At 69.0% G+C, this 14,369-nt stretch carries 11 protein-coding genes; 7 read left to right on the top strand and 4 right to left on the bottom strand.

The genetic code is table 11. The features are described from left to right. Positions 1 to 5 precede the first annotated feature (5 nt). The 3 genes from mhpT to MMB92_RS15750 all read left to right on the top strand — a co-directional run bounded on the left by mhpT (position 6) and on the right by MMB92_RS15750 (position 4,186). Positions 6 to 1,211, top strand: coding sequence for a 3-(3-hydroxy-phenyl)propionate transporter MhpT (gene mhpT / locus MMB92_RS15760; protein ID WP_006494303.1), 1,206 nt, complete (start codon positions 6 to 8; stop codon positions 1,209 to 1,211). Positions 1,212 to 1,279: 68 nt separating this feature from the next. After that, the gene (locus MMB92_RS15755; RefSeq protein WP_043204478.1) at positions 1,280 to 2,428 is read left to right on the top strand and encodes a porin; all 1,149 of its coding nucleotides are present in this window, start codon (positions 1,280 to 1,282) and stop codon (positions 2,426 to 2,428) included. A 33-nt stretch (positions 2,429 to 2,461) separates the two neighbouring features. After that, positions 2,462 to 4,186 (top strand): tannase/feruloyl esterase family alpha/beta hydrolase, encoded by a 1,725-nt coding sequence (locus MMB92_RS15750; protein WP_125332603.1) that lies wholly within the window; start codon positions 2,462 to 2,464, stop codon positions 4,184 to 4,186. Positions 4,187 to 4,253: 67 nt separating this feature from the next. On the opposite strand, the gene MMB92_RS15745 is transcribed toward MMB92_RS15750, so the two are convergent. After that, positions 4,254 to 4,730 (bottom strand): Lrp/AsnC family transcriptional regulator, encoded by a 477-nt coding sequence (locus MMB92_RS15745; protein ID WP_069352735.1) that lies wholly within the window; start codon positions 4,728 to 4,730, stop codon positions 4,254 to 4,256. A gap of 180 nt (positions 4,731 to 4,910) precedes the next feature. On the opposite strand from MMB92_RS15745, the gene MMB92_RS15740 reads away from it, so the two are divergent. Both MMB92_RS15740 and MMB92_RS15735 read left to right on the top strand, forming a co-directional pair. Beyond that, positions 4,911 to 6,143: a diaminopropionate ammonia-lyase gene (locus MMB92_RS15740; RefSeq protein WP_125332605.1), complete on the top strand. Its 1,233-nt coding sequence runs from the start codon at positions 4,911 to 4,913 to the stop codon at positions 6,141 to 6,143. Positions 6,144 to 6,184: 41 nt separating this feature from the next. Beyond that, on the top strand, positions 6,185 to 7,369 hold the full coding sequence (locus tag MMB92_RS15735; protein WP_125332607.1) for a M20 aminoacylase family protein: 1,185 nt from the start codon (positions 6,185 to 6,187) through the stop codon (positions 7,367 to 7,369). Positions 7,370 to 7,423: 54 nt separating this feature from the next. Here MMB92_RS15735 and MMB92_RS15730 read toward each other — a convergent pair whose 3' ends face one another. Further along, complete coding sequence (locus MMB92_RS15730; protein ID WP_125332609.1) at positions 7,424 to 8,782, bottom strand: aspartate aminotransferase family protein; 1,359 nt, start codon at positions 8,780 to 8,782, stop codon at positions 7,424 to 7,426. A gap of 365 nt (positions 8,783 to 9,147) precedes the next feature. On the opposite strand from MMB92_RS15730, the gene MMB92_RS15725 reads away from it, so the two are divergent. Continuing rightward, a complete protein-coding gene (locus tag MMB92_RS15725; protein ID WP_125332611.1) occupies positions 9,148 to 11,145 on the top strand; it encodes a glycoside hydrolase family 28 protein in 1,998 nt (665 codons plus the stop codon). Positions 11,146 to 11,217: 72 nt separating this feature from the next. On the opposite strand, the gene MMB92_RS15720 is transcribed toward MMB92_RS15725, so the two are convergent. Together MMB92_RS15720 and MMB92_RS15715 are read right to left on the bottom strand one after the other, a co-directional pair. After that, the gene (locus MMB92_RS15720) at positions 11,218 to 11,727 is read right to left on the bottom strand and encodes a GNAT family N-acetyltransferase (protein ID WP_125332613.1); all 510 of its coding nucleotides are present in this window, start codon (positions 11,725 to 11,727) and stop codon (positions 11,218 to 11,220) included. Positions 11,728 to 12,016: 289 nt separating this feature from the next. After that, positions 12,017 to 12,667 carry a glycine zipper 2TM domain-containing protein gene (locus tag MMB92_RS15715; RefSeq protein ID WP_034203140.1) on the bottom strand — a complete coding sequence of 217 codons (651 nt, stop codon included), beginning with the start codon at positions 12,665 to 12,667 and terminating at the stop codon, positions 12,017 to 12,019. 451 nt (positions 12,668 to 13,118) lie between these two features. Between MMB92_RS15715 and MMB92_RS15710 the strand changes: the two genes are divergently transcribed. Then, positions 13,119 to 14,318, top strand: a complete 1,200-nt coding sequence (locus MMB92_RS15710; protein WP_006494314.1) for an amidohydrolase family protein — start codon at positions 13,119 to 13,121, stop codon at positions 14,316 to 14,318. Positions 14,319 to 14,369: the final 51 nt, after the last annotated feature.

Below are 14,369 nucleotides of genomic sequence, written 5' to 3'. Positions count from 1 at the left end.
GAGACATGAACACTTACGTTGCCGAAAAATCCACGGTCGCGACCACGCTGGCGTTGTGTTTCGCGATCGCCCTCCTCGAAGGGCTCGACCTGCAGTCGGTCGGCGTCGCCGCGCCGCGGATGGCGCGCGAATTCGGGCTGTCCGTATCGCAGATGGGCATCGCGTTCAGCGCGGGCACCTTCGGGCTGCTGCCGGGTGCGATGCTCGGCGGGCGGCTCGCAGACCGGATCGGCCGCAAGCGCGTGCTGATCGCGTCGACCGTGCTGTTCGGGCTGCTGTCGATCGCGACCGCGCAGGTCTCGAGCTTCGCGATGCTCGTCGTCGTGCGCGTGCTGACCGGTATCGGCCTCGGCGGCGCGATGCCCAACCTGATCGCGCTGTCGTCCGAAGCGGTCGAGCCGCGCTCGCGCAGCAGCGCGGTCGCGACGATGTACTGCGGGATCCCGTTCGGCGGCGTGATCGCGTCGCTGATCGGCGTGCTGCTCGCGGGCGATACCGAATGGCGCCACATCTTCTACGTCGGCGGCCTGGGGCCGCTGCTGCTCGTGCCGCTGCTCGTGTGGTGCCTGCCGGAATCGCGCGCGTATCTCGACGTCGCGGGCACGCAGGCCGCGCGCGCCAGCGTCGCCCGGACGCTGTTCGGCGACGGCCGTACGACGTCGACGCTCGCGCTGTGGGTCAGCTACTTCTGCACGCTGATCGTCCTCTACTTCCTGCTGAACTGGCTGCCGTCGCTGATGGCCGCGCGCGGGCTCGATCGCGCGCACGTCGGCCTCGTGCAGATCGCGTTCAACGTCGGCGCGGGGCTCGGCGCGCTCGGCATCGGCGCGGCGCTTGACCGGATGCGCGCGTCGCGCGTGGTCGGCGGCATGTACGTCGGAATCGTGCTGTCGCTCGCCGCGCTGGCGGCCGCACCCGGCTTCGCGTCGCTCGCGGCGGCTGCGTTCGCGGCCGGGATGTTCGTCGTCGGCGGCCAGTCGGTGCTGTATGCGCTGGCCGCGATGTACTACCCGACCGCGATGCGCGGGACCGGCGTCGGCTCGGCGGTCGCCGTCGGCCGGCTCGGCTCCGTCGTCGGCCCGCTCGCGGCTGCGACGTTGCTGGCCGCCGGCCGCAGCGCGCCGGTCGTGATCGGCGCGAGCATCCCCGTCACGCTGGTCGCGGCCGTGGCCGCGCTGCTGTTGATCCGCCGCCCGCGGGCCGGCGACTGACATTGCCCGGTTTTTTCGATGCGCGCCGTCAGAGCGCGCGATTCAACATGGTCTGGAGACGCAACGAAATGAAGACGAAGACAAGGAATGGCCTGCTGGCCGCCGGCGCGTGCTGCGCGCTCGCCGCGCCGGGCGCGCACGCGCAGTCGAGCGTGACGCTGTACGGGATCATCGATACGGGCGTCGAATTCGTGTCGCACGCGAACGCGGCCGGCGATCACGTGGTGCGGATGCCGGGCGTGACGGGCGAACTGCCGTCGCGCTGGGGGCTGCGCGGCAGCGAGGATCTCGGCGGCGGCTATCAGGCGGTGTTCACGCTCGAAAGCGGCTTCAACGTGCGCGGCGGCGATCTCGGCCAGGGCGGCCGGCTGTTCGGGCGCCAGGCGTTCGTCGGGCTGAAGAGCGGCTTCGGCACGCTCGCGTTCGGCCGCCAGTACACGATGACCTATCTCGCGCTGCAGGGCGCCGACATCATCGGCCCCGACATCTACGGGCTCGGCTCGTTCGACGCGTACGTGCCGAACGGCCGCGCCGACAATGCGGTGACCTACCTCGGCACGTATCGCGGCGTGACGCTTGGCGCCGCGTATTCGTTCGGCCGCGACGGCGCGGGCACCGGCAACTCGCCGGGGCAGGGCACGTGCGCGGGGCAGGTGCCGGGCGACGCGGTGCAATGCCGCAACTGGTCGGTGATGCTCAAGTACGACAGCGCGTACTTCGGTGCGGCGGCGTCGTACGAGGAACAGCGCGGCGGTACCGGCGCGGCCGCGAACTTCTTCGACGGCGTGGCGCCCGTTCCCTTCACCAGCAGCGGCGGCAAGGATGCGCGCACCCACGTGAGCGCGTATGCGCAAGCGGCCGGCGCGAAGATCGGCGCGGGCTGGATCGGGCGGCGCGTGTCGACCGGTTCGCCGGCGGCGGCGGGCGCGCATTCGGACCTGTTCTTCGTCGGCGCGTCGTATGCGGTGAAGCCCGATTTCATCGTCGACGGCGAAGGCTACCGGATCGTCAATTCCGCGCACGACACGCGCGCGACGATGGCCACGCTGCGCGCGACCTATCTGCTGACCAAGCGCACGGCCGTCTATGCGCAATCGTCGTATCTGTGGAACAGCGCGCATGCACGCTACTCGGTCAGCGGCGGCGGGCCCGGCACGACGCCCGGCGCGGGGATGGGGCAGCTCGGCGCGATGGTCGGCATGCGGCACATGTTCTGATTCACTGGCGCGACGAACCGAACGGGAGCTATCTTGAACAGAAAATCTGCATTCCTTTGCATTGCGCCGTTGTCTGCCGCCGCGATGCTCGCCGGGTGCGGCGGCGACGATTCGGTCAGCGCCGCGCCCACGCACCTGAGCGCCGCGACGCCGGCCGCGATGGCGCAGACCTGCGACGCGCTCGCCGCGAAGCTCGCGTATGCGAACACGTCGTTCACGTCGGTGACGACCGCCGCGGCCGGCACGCTGACGGTGGCCGGCAAGCCGGTCGCCGAGCACTGCGTGATCGCCGGCAAGATGAACGAGCGCGTGAGCGCGGTGGACGGCAAGACCTATGCGATCGGCTTCGAGATGCGTTTGCCGAAAGCATGGAACGGCCGCTTCTTCTACCAGGCGAACGGCGGGCTCGACGGCAACGTCGTGACCGCGACCGGCGAGATCGGCGGCGGCGGCCCGCTGACCAACGCGTTGAACCAGGGGTTCGCGGTGATCAGCTCGGATTCGGGGCACAGCGCCGCGCAGAATCCGCTGTTCGGTCTCGATCCGCAGGCGCGGATCGATTACGGCTACGGCGCGGTCGACGCGCTGACGCCGATGGCCAAGCAGGTGATCCGGCTCGCGTACGGCAAGGCGCCCGATCGCAGCTATTTCGGCGGCTGCTCGAACGGCGGCCGTCACGCGATGGTCACGGCGGTGCGCAACCCGGCCGACTACGACGGCATCATCGCGGGCGATCCGGGCTTCCATCTGCCGAAGGCGGCGATCGGCGAGATGTATGGCGCGCAGCAGTTCGCGAAGATCGCGTCGGCCACCGGAACGAACGGGCTGCCGGATATCCGCAGCGGTTTCAACGATGCGGAGCGCCAGTTCGTCGGCGCGAAGATTCTCGAGAAATGCGATGCGCTCGATGGCGCGGCCGACGGGATGGTGCAGGACGTCGCCGCGTGCCAGACGCATTTCAGCGTCGACACGGACATCCCGACCTGCGCGAACGGCACGCGCACCGGGTCGTGCCTGACGCCTGCGCAGAAAACCGCGCTGGAGAACGTGTTCGCCGGTGCGCGCAACAGCGCGGGCTCGGCGCTCTACGCGAGCTTCCCGTACGATCCGGGCATCTCGGGCCCTGGTTGGGCCGGGTGGAAGCAGTCGAATTCCGTCACGCTCGATCCGGCCGCGATGGCGTTCACGTTCATGACGCCGCCGAAAACCGCCGCGGCGCTCGCGAACCTGCCCGGTTTCGCGCTCGGCTTCGACATGGACAACGATGCGCCGGCGATCTTCGCGACGAACGGGGTTTATACCCAATCGTCATGGTCGTTCATGACGCCGCCCGACGAGACGAACCTCGCCGCGCTGAAGGCGCGCGGCGCGAAGCTGCTCGTCTATCACGGCACGGGCGATCCGGTGTTCTCGTTCAACGACACGCGCGACTGGTATGCGAACGTCACGCAGGCGAACGGCGGCGACGCGTCGAACTTCGCGCGCTTCTATCCGGTGCCGGGGATGAATCACTGCTCGGGCGGGCCGGCGGCCGACCAGTTCGACATGCTGACGCCGCTCGTCGCGTGGGTCGAGCAGGGGCAGGCGCCGGCCGCGATCGTGGCTGCCGCGCGCGACACGACGAACGCGGTGCCGAACGCGGACGTGCTCGCGTCGTGGGGCGCGGGACGCACGCGGCCGTTGTGCCCGTATCCGCAGGTCGCGCGCTACAACGGCTCGGGCGACGTGAATTCGGCGGCGAGCTTCAGTTGTCGCTGACGTAGCCGTCGATGGGAGGCGGCCGGCGCATGCAACGATGTGCCGGCCGCTTCATGGCCTCATTCATTTACTCGCCGGCATCGACCGGCACGTCGAGCCCGACCTTCACGCGGCTCATGCTCACCAGCGTCTTGAACCGCTTCACGTTGTTGTTCGCGAAGAACAGCTCGCGCGTGAGCGCGTTGTACTGATCCATGTTGCGCACCGCGAGGATCAGCACGAAATCCCATTCCCCCGTCACGTAGTAGCACTGCTGGATCTGCGGGCAGCGCTCGAATGCGCGCTTCATCGCGTCGAGCTGGTCGATCTGCTCGCTCTCGACCTCGACGTTCACGACGATCGTCAGCGGATGATCGACCTTGTCCGGCGCGACGACGGCCGTGTAGCGCTCGATCACGCCATCTTCCGCGAGGCGCCGCAGCCGCCGGTTCACCGCGGCGGTCGACAGGTTGACGCGCGCGCCGAGCTCGGCTTGCGGCGTCTGCGCGTCGCGCTGGACTTCCATCAGCAACTTGCGATCGAACGCATCGAGAGGGATCGTCATGACGGTGTGTCGAACCTCGGAAGAATGAGAAATTTTTGCGTCTGGGCCATCGATTTGGCGATTTTGTTGACCGGCATGCGCAATATTATTTTTCCAACCGACGGCAAGCGCAACCCGCGCCTGCCCGACCCGACCCACCCGACGGACCGCCCGCGCGGTCCCGATCCGGAGCCTTTCGTCATGCTGATCGCCAACCCGCGCGCGTCGCGCACCGCTTACCCGAACGCGCTGCGCCGCGTGATGAACATCGCGTCGGCCGACGAAAGCGGCGCGTGGCTCGCGCACTGGCCGCTCGTCGGCCACGCGCGCACGCCGCTGCGCGCGCTGCCCGATCTGGCCGCGCGGCTCGGCGTCGCGAGCGTCAGCGTGAAGGACGAGTCGTGCCGCTCGCCGCTCGGCAGCTTCAAGGCGCTCGGCGCGCCGATCGCGCTGGTGCGGCTCGTGAAGCGGCTGCGGCGCACGCAGGCGCTCGATCCGCAGGGGCTCGTCACCGGCCGCTATGCGGCGGAGCTGGCCGACCTGACGGTGATCAGCGCGACCGACGGCAATCACGGCCGCGCGCTGGCCGCCGCCGCGCGCGCGATCGGCTGCGGCTGCGTGATCGTGCTGCATGCGAACGTCGACGCCGAGCGCGAACGCGCGATCTCGGCCTACGGCGCGCGGATCGTGCGCATCGCGGGGAACTACGACGAATCGGTCGTCTGCGCGGCGCAGCTCGCGCAGGCGAACGGCTGGTACGTCGTGTCGGATACGTCGTACGACGGCTACGAAGCGATTCCGCGCGACGTGATGCAGGGCTACGGCGTGATCGCCGCCGAAGCGGCCGCGCAGGCCGCGGAGGACGACGGACGGCCGTTCACGCACGTGTTCCTGCAAGGCGGCGTGGGCGGCCTCGCCGCGGGCGTCGCGAGTTACCTGTGGGAGCGCGACGGCGTGCAGCGGCCGCGCTTCGTCGTCGTCGAGCCGCGCCAGGCCGATTGCCTGTACCAGAGCGCGTTGGCCGGCCGTGCGACGAAGGCGACCGGCAGCGTCGATTCGGTGATGGCCGGGCTCGCATGCGGCGAGGCGTCGCCGCTCGCGTGGGATTTCCTCGAGATGTGCATCGACTACTTCATGCTGATCGACGACGAGGACGCGGTGCAGGCGATGCGCGGCCTCGCGGCCGGCAGCGCACGCGATGTGCCGGTCGTCGCCGGCGAATCGGGCGCGGCCGGCGTGGCCGGGCTCGACGTGCTGATGCGCGACCCGGCGCTCGCGCGGCAGGTCGGGCTCGATGCGAATGCGCGCGTGCTGGCGATCAACACGGAAGGGGCGACCGCGCCGTCCGTGTACCGGCATTGCGTCGGCGAGACGGCCGACGCGGTGCTGGCGCGCCAGCGCGACTGGCTGAGCCGCGCGGCGGTGGCGGCCTGAACGACATGACGACCGACGTGACTATCGACGAGGCCAACGCAATGGACACAATCGACGCAACGGCAGAAAGCACGCTGCAGGGGCAGCTGAAAACCTGGCGCCGCCATCTGCACCAGTATCCGGAGACGGGTTTCGAAGAGGTGAACACGTCGGACTACGTCGCGCGGATTCTCACGACGCTCGGGCTCGACGTACATCGCAGCATCGGCGGCACCGGGCTCGTCGCGAACCTGACGGCCGGCACGGGCCGGCGCGCGATCGGCATTCGCGCGGACATGGACGCGCTGAACATCGCCGAGCACGCACCGGGTCGCGAACACGTATCGCGCACACCGGGCAAGATGCATGCGTGCGGACACGACGGCCACATGTCGATGGTGCTCGGCGCCGCGCAGTTGCTGGCCGAACGCAAGGATTTCGACGGCACGGTGCGCTTCATCTTCCAGCCGGCGGAAGAGCACGGTCGCGGCGCGAAGGCGATGATGGCAGACGGGCTGTTCGAGCGCTTTCCGGTCGATGCGATCTTCGGCGCGCACAACATGCCGGGCATGCGCGCGGGCACGTTCGCGACGCGTGCGGGCGGCATCATGGCGAGCGAGGACAACTTCGTGATCCGGATCGACGGGCGCGGCACGCATGCGGCGCGTCCGCACATGGGCATCGACCCGATCGTGATCGGCTCGCAGATCGTGCTCGCGCTGCAGACGATCGTGTCGCGCAATCTCGACCCGGGCCAGCAGGCGGTGATCTCGTGCACGGAATTCATCACCGACGGGCTGCGCAACGTGCTGCCGTCGACCGTGACGATCAAGGGCGACACGCGCAGCTATTCGCGCGACGTGCAGGCGCTGCTGGAAACGCGGATGCGCGAGATCAGCGAAGGGATCTGCCGCACGCACGGCGCGACCTGCACGTTCGAATACACGCACGAGTTCGCGCCGACGGTGAATTCGCCAGAATGGGTCGACACGGCCGTGCAGGCCGCCGCGCACGTCGCGGGCGCCGACGCGGTGCACGCCGACGTGCAGCCGATGATGATCTCGGAGGATTTCGGCGCGTTCCTGCAGGCAGTGCCGGGCAACTTCGTGTTCATCGGCAACGGCGAGGCGGCCGGGCAGGGCGGCGTGCCGCTGCACAACGCGACCTACGATTTCAACGACGCGATCCTGCCGGTGGGCGCGCGGTATTTCGCGGAAGTGGCGCGGCGAGCGTTGAAGGCGGTGTAGCGAAAGCGGCGGCCCGGTACGCGCTCGCGCGCGTACCGGGCCTGCGTCAGCGCATCACACCAGCTCACCGAGACACGCATCGAACTGCGCGACGAGCCGGTCGACATCGTCGTCGGTCGTTTGCGGGCACACGAGCATCATGTTGTGGAAGGGCGTGATCAGCACGCCGCGATTCAGCAGGTACAGGTGCACGATGTGCTCGAGTTCGCTGTCGAGCTGCGCGCCGGCCAGCGTGCCGTTGCGCGGCGGCACCGGCGCGAACTGAAACTCGGTGCGCGCGCCGATGCGCGTCACGCACCACGGCAGCCGGTGTGTCGCGATCGCGTGTTCGAGGCCCGTCGCGAGCCGCGCGGCGAGTGCGAACATGTGCGCATACGCGGCGTCGGTCGCGACTTCGGCGAGCGTCGCGCGCATCGCATGCATCGCGAGCATGTTCGCGGTGAGCGTCGTGCCGATGCCCGAGTGGCCGGGCGGCGCGTTCAGCTTCGCCTGCTTGGCGCGCGCCGCGAATTCGGCGCTGAACCCGTACACCGCGCACGGCACGCCGCCCGCGATCGGCTTGCCGACCACCAGCATGTCCGGTTCGAGACCGTGCGCGACCGTGTAACCGCCGGGGCCGCTGCTGATCGTGTGCGTCTCGTCGATCACCAGCAGCGTGCCGGTGCGGCGCGTCAGTTCGCGCGCGGCTTCCCAGAAACCCGGGTCGGGCAGCACCATGCCGATGTTCGTCATCGCGGGCTCCGCGAGCACGCACGCGACATCGCCGTCCTGCAGCGCCGCTTCGAGCGCGGCCAGATCGTTGAACTCGACGACGCGCGTGTTCGCGAGCAGGTCGTACGACTGCCCGAGCAGGCTGTCGCGCTGTACCGGGCGGCCGTCGACGAGATCGACGAACACGTCGTCGACCGTGCCGTGATAACAGCCGTTGAACACGACGATCGTGTTGCGGCCGGTGGCCGCGCGCGCCCAGCGCAGCACGAAGCGGTTCGCGTCGCTCGCGCTCAACGCGAATTGCCAGACCGGCAACTTGAAGCGCCGCGCGAGTTCGCGCGACACCCACGCGGCGTCCTCGCTCGGCAGCATCGTCGTGTAGCCGCGCGTGGCCTGTTCGACGAGCGCGCGGGCGACGGGTTCGGGCGCATGGCCGAACATCGCGCCGGTGTCGCCGAGGCAGAAATCGACGTAGCGATGACCGTCGACGTCGGTAAACGTCGCGCCGCGGGCTTCCTTCACGTAGAGCGAGAACGGGGTCGACCAGTCCTGCATCCAGTGCAACGGCACGCCGAACAGCAAGTGCTCGGACGCTTCCGCGGACAGCGCGCGGGAAACCGGCATGGCTTCGGTGAACGTCTGGCGTTCGCGATCGAACAGCGCGCGGGCGCGGATGAGGTCGACTCCGTGGCGGGTAGGCAAAGGCAGCTCCTGGGCTGTGGGGATGGGGGAAACGATAGCGCGGGTGGCGCGGGGCTGACCAGAGGCGGAATTACCGAGGCGGTTGGCAGTGGGCGGGAGGGGGGGCGCGTACCGATGGAGAGCGTTAGCGGCGGAGGATTGATTTGTAGTTTTTGCGCATAAACATACGACAACATATCTCTAAAGGCGCGCTCGACAATGTGAGTGTGCGCACACATATGCCGAATATATTCAATAAAAACAGGGTAAACGACAAATACGTCCCTTGCGCTAATCGCGTCTAGACTGCGCAATGTAGTACGACGACGTATAAATTGCGATCCGCTACCCGGCGCATCGATACCCATTACCCTGAAGGAGTGCCCATGGCCGCTCATCGCCGCCGTCCGTCTTCATCCGTCCGATCGTCCCCGTCGAAACGGGTATCGCGCCGCGCCTTCATCAGCTGGACCGGTGCACTCGCCGGCGGTGCGATGCTCGGCGGACCGTTGGCGGCCACCCGGGCGCTGGCGGCAGGCACGACGCCCGGTGCGTCGGCGGTCGATCTCGTGTGGGGCGAGCACGGCGCGGCGGCGCGCATCGCCGCGTCGCTCGCGCACGTATCACGGCTCGCGCGGCGCGGCCGCGACTTCGACGTGACGCACTACGGCGCGCGCCCGTGCGCGACGGTCGCGCAGACGTCGCCGTACCCGGCGGCGAAATCGCCGGTCAGCCCCGGTTCCGACCTGACGACCGCGCCCGGCGCCTTCGATTCGCGCCCGGCGTTTCTCGCGGCGATCGACGCGTGCCGGCGCGAAGGCGGCGGCCGGGTCGTCGTGCCGTCCGGCAACTGGTACTGCGCGGGGCCGATCGTGCTGCAGAGCAACGTCACGTTCCACCTGAGCGCGAACTGCACGATCTACTTCAGCCCGAACCCGGCCGACTACGCGAAGGACGGCCCGGTCGATTGCGGCGCGAACGGCCGGCTGTACTACAGCCGCTGGCAGGCGAACGATTGCCTGAACTACGGCGCACCTGTCTACGCCCGCAATGCGACGAACATCGCGTTGACCGGCGAGGGCCCGACGTCGGTGCTCAACGGACAGGCGATGACGCCGTTCTCCGGCAGCGGCGCGAACAGCGTCTGCTGGTGGACCTACAAGGGCTCGTCGGGCGCGTACGGCGCGAGCGCGACGGTGCCGGCGCAGAACACCGCGAATCCGAACAACGTCGACCTGCGGATCGTCGCGCCCGCGATTCCCGACACGCTCTATGCGCTGCTCACATCGCCCGTCACGCCGTGGCAGCAGGACCAGAACTACCTGCCCGCGCTGTCCGAGGCCGGCGTGCCGGTCGAGAAGCGCATCTTCGGCCTCGGTCACTACCTGCGGCCGTGCATGGTCGAATTCATCGGCTGCACCAACGTGCTGATGGCGAACTACCAGACGCAGAACACGCCGTTCTGGCAGCACCATCCGACCGCGAGCCGCAACGTCGTGATCCGCGGCGTGACGACCAACAGCATCGGCCCGAACAACGACGGCTTCGATCCGGACGCATGCACCGACGTGCTGTGCGAGGACTGCACGTTCAACACCGGCGACGACTGCATCGCGATCAAGTCGGGCAAGGACCGCGACACCGAATACGGCCCCGCGAAGCGGCACCTGATCCGCAACTGCACGATGAACAGCGGGCACGGCGGCATCACGCTCGGCAGCGAGATGGGCGGCGGCGTCGAGCAGATCTACGCGACGAACCTGTCGATGCTGAACGCGAACTGGCAGACCAATCCGCTGAACATCGCGATTCGCGTGAAGACCAACATGAACCGCGGCGGATACGTGAAGGATTTCCACGTGAAGGGCGTCACGCTGCCGAACGGCGTGACGCTGAAGGGCGGCGGCTACGGCAGCGCGCTGCTCGCGGGCAGCCCGGTCAACGCGAGCGTGCCGCTCGGCGTCGTGACGCCGTCGGCCGGCAATCCGTCCGCGGCGCAGGGCGGCATCGTCACGTTCGACTGCGACTACCAGCCGGCGAACGATGCGGTGCGCACGCGCGCACCGGTCGTGCAGAACGTGACGATCGCCGACGTGAAGGCGAGCAACGTGACGCTGAACGGCATGACCGCGTCGTGTTTCCAGGCGATCGTCGCGCAGGGGCCGGTCGCGTTCGACTATAACGGCACGCCACCGACGCCGGCCGTGCAGCCGATCTCCGGCGTGACGATCAGCAATTGCGACTTCGGCACGCCGGTCGCGTCAGGCGCGCCGACGGTCACGTCGCCGGGGCCGATCTATGCATTCAACGTGAGCGTGATGACGCTGACGAACGTGACGATCGCCGGGCAGGTCGTCAACACGACGATCAACGACAAGCGGTGAGAATGAGGTAACACGCACGACGTCCGCGTGCGGCCCCGCCGGTGCCCGCACGCGAGCGCGAATGCGCATGCGTTACGTCAGCGTCTTGATCATGTAGTGCTCGTCGTAGAAGCGGCCATCGACGAACAGGGAGCGCGGCTCCGTGCCGAACCGCACGAACCCCTGCGATGCATAGAGCCGCTCCGCGGTACGGTTGACGTCGTTCACGCACAGCATCAGTTGCTTGCATCCCCACGCGTTCGCCGCATGCCCGGTCGCGCTGTCGAGCAGCGCCTGCGCGATGCGTTGCCCGCGATACGCGGCATCGACGTACACGCCCCAGATCGTCGCCTTGTGCGCGATCTTCGTGCGCGCGTCGCGGCGCACGCCGGTGATGCCGACGAGCGTGTCGCCGTCGAACGCGCCGAACACGGCCTGTGCCTGCGTCGGCGTGAGGCGCTTCGCGAATTCGTCGACCGGCACCTGCGATTCCTCGTCGAGCGTCGGCAGGAAGGACGTGGGCGCGGTGTCGACCGCACGCAGGCGGACGGTCTGGAACTGCGCCGCGTCGGCGGCGTCAAGCAGGCGGATCGTGATCGTCATCGGGAGCATTCCGGGTGAGGGGCTTGCATGCCGGCGCGCCGCTGCGACGCGCCGCGGGATGCATCGCCCTTATCGTAATAGGAATCCGGATGTCGCGGAGCGATGGTCGGTGCGTCGCAGGGGTAGCGGGCACGATCGTGAACGGAGAAGACAGGGATGGCGGCGCGTCGTGCCGCGATCAAGGAGGGCGCGCGTAAAGGGTGTAAAGCGCATGCGCCGTCGCGCCGTACCGGCGCCCGACGTCAACCGGCGACGTGCGCGCGATCAATTCACGCGCACGCCAGCGGCATCAATAGCGCGACAGCTGATTGCCGTTGATCTGCACGCGGTCGCCCGGACGCAGGTTGCCCGGCGACTGCACGTCGAACGAGCGCATCGAGCCGTCGCTGACCTGCACGTCGATCCGGTAGCTGCTCGGGCCCTGCGCGGCGCCCATCTGCTGGCCGATCTGGTTGCCCGCCACCGCACCGCCGAGCGCGCCGATCACGGTCGCCGCATCGCGGCCGTGGCCGCGGCCGAACTGGTTGCCCACGAGGCCGCCGACCAGCGCCCCGACAACGGTGCCGGCCACGCCCGACGGGCCGACCGAGCCGTTGACCGGCTGGATGTTCGACACGGTGCCGTACTGCGTGCCGTACGGGTTCGCATATTGCTGTTGCTGATTGCCGTACTGGTCATACGGCTGCGAGCCGTATTGCGACGGGTTGCCGTATTGGTCGTACGGTTGCGGCGCCTGGTTCGGATACGCCGGTTGCTGCTGCACATAGCCCGGTTGCGAATACGCGGGCTGCGCATAGCCGGGCGTCGCGTATTGCTGCTGCTGCGGATAGCCCGGCTGCGCGCCGTAGTAGCCCGGCGCGACGCAGGCGGTGAGCGGAAGCGCCGCCACGGCGACGAGCGAGGCGAACAGAACGGTCTTCGTGGAAGGCATGCGCATCATGATGTTTCCTGCATCGGCAACGTGTCCGCCGATGGATTCCCCTCTCGGGTGGCGAACTCGGCGTGAGTATAAGGAATGGCCGGATGCGCGTCCGGTGCGGCCGGGTAACAACGTGTAAAGTCTGTTGCCGCGTAAATCGCCGCCGGGGCGGGCGTCGAAGCCCGCTGGTGGCGATGGCGCGACGCGGTTTCCGGGCGCCGTGTGCCGACGATGCGCGACCGCCGACAGGCTGTGTTTCCACGGTGATCGCACCCGCCGTCGCGGCCGGCCCGGCGGACCTCCGCGCCGCACATCGCGAAATCGAATGCGCGGCATCGCGACATTTAATTGGCCTCGCGCAGCGTCGTCCGATATCGTGGCCGGATTCCCTGCCAACGGTCGCGCCGCGCCGGTCGCGGTTCCCTCCCCTGTCCGCGCCGGGCCGCGTCGCGACCGCCCCACATTCCAAGCCATGACCGAACGATTCTTCATCAACGCCGTCGACGCCGGCGGCCAGCCCGTCAATCTCGTCGTCCGTGACGGCCGCTTCGCCGCGATCGGCGCCGATTGCGCGGCCGCGCCGGGCGCGCAGACGATCGACCTCGACGGTCGCGTCGTGCTGCCCGGTTTCGTCGACGGCCACATCCATCTCGACAAGAGCTTCGTCGGCGATCGCTGGGTGCCGCATGAATCGGCCGGCTCGCTGCGCGAGCGGCTCGCGGTCGAGAAGCGCCAGCTCGCGGCCGCGCCGCCGATCGTCGAGCGTGCGAACGCGCTGATCGCGCAGGCCGCCGCGTTCGGCACGATCGCGATGCGCAGCCACGTCGACGTCGATGCGACGACGGGCCTGTCGAACCTGCAGGCCGTGATGGCCGCGCGCGAACAATGGCGCGGCATCGTCGACATCGAACTGGTCGCGTTTCCGCAGGCCGGCGTGATCACGTGCCCGGGCACGGCCGAGATCCTCGATGCAGCCGTGCGCGAAGGCGCGGACGTGGTCGGCGGGATCGACCCGACGACGCTCGACGGCGACGCGGACGGCCAGCTCGACATCGTGTTCGGCATCGCCGAGAAGCGCGGCGCGAAAATCGACATCCACCTGCACGAGCCGGGCGAGGCAGGCATCGCGCAACTGCTGCGGATCGCGGCGCGCACGCGCGCGGCCGGGCTCGGCGGGCGCGTGAACGTGAGCCACGCGTACGCGCTGGGCCAGGTGAGCGACGACGACGTGCAGCGCACCGCGGCGGCCTTGGCCGACGCCGGGGTATCGATCCTGACGAATGCGCCGGGCGACTGCGCGTTTCCGCCGGTGCAACGGCTGCGCGACGCGGGCGTGCACGTGTTCGCGGGCAACGACAACATTCGCGACGCATGGTGGCCGTACGGCAACGGCGACATGCTGCAGCGCGCGATGATGGTCGGCTACCGGTCGGGCTTCTACACCGACGAAGCGCTCGGCATTGCACTCGACATGGCGACGCACGCCGGCGCGCGCGCGATCGGTAAGGAAAACTATGGAATCGCGGTCGGCTGCGACGCGAGCTTCGTCGCGGTGCGTGCGCCGAATGCGGCGGCGGCCGTCGCGGGCGTGCCGGCCGAACGCTGGGTATTCCGCCGCGGCGAAAGCGATACGGGCGCGCCGTTCGCCCCGTCGCTGCGCTTCACGCGCTGATCCACCCGACCGACGGCACGGCGCGCGCCGCGCGCGCCTTGCACTGACCGA

Origin of the sequence: Burkholderia sp. IO2 (genome assembly GCF_029522185.1) — a bacterium.
GTDB classification, from domain to species: domain Bacteria; phylum Pseudomonadota; class Gammaproteobacteria; order Burkholderiales; family Burkholderiaceae; genus Burkholderia; species Burkholderia cenocepacia.
The sequence above is the reverse complement of the archived record's forward strand: the minus strand, read 5'-3'. Positions and strand labels throughout refer to the sequence as shown.

Bases quoted from the DNA above. Each gene is read 5' to 3' on its own strand.
- MMB92_RS15710 (WP_006494314.1), top strand. From the start codon at position 13,119: ATGACCGAACGATTCTTCATCAACGCCGTCGACGCCGGCGGCCAGCCC.
- mhpT (WP_006494303.1), top strand. From the start codon at position 6: ATGAACACTTACGTTGCCGAAAAATCCACGGTCGCGACCACGCTGGCG.
- MMB92_RS15735 (WP_125332607.1), top strand. From the start codon at position 6,185: ATGGACACAATCGACGCAACGGCAGAAAGCACGCTGCAGGGGCAGCTG.
- MMB92_RS15725 (WP_125332611.1), top strand. From the start codon at position 9,148: ATGGCCGCTCATCGCCGCCGTCCGTCTTCATCCGTCCGATCGTCCCCG.
- MMB92_RS15740 (WP_125332605.1), top strand. From the start codon at position 4,911: ATGCTGATCGCCAACCCGCGCGCGTCGCGCACCGCTTACCCGAACGCG.
- MMB92_RS15755 (WP_043204478.1), top strand. From the start codon at position 1,280: ATGAAGACGAAGACAAGGAATGGCCTGCTGGCCGCCGGCGCGTGCTGC.
- MMB92_RS15720 (WP_125332613.1), bottom strand. From the start codon at position 11,727: ATGACGATCACGATCCGCCTGCTTGACGCCGCCGACGCGGCGCAGTTC.
- MMB92_RS15715 (WP_034203140.1), bottom strand. From the start codon at position 12,667: ATGATGCGCATGCCTTCCACGAAGACCGTTCTGTTCGCCTCGCTCGTC.
- MMB92_RS15745 (WP_069352735.1), bottom strand. From the start codon at position 4,730: ATGACGATCCCTCTCGATGCGTTCGATCGCAAGTTGCTGATGGAAGTC.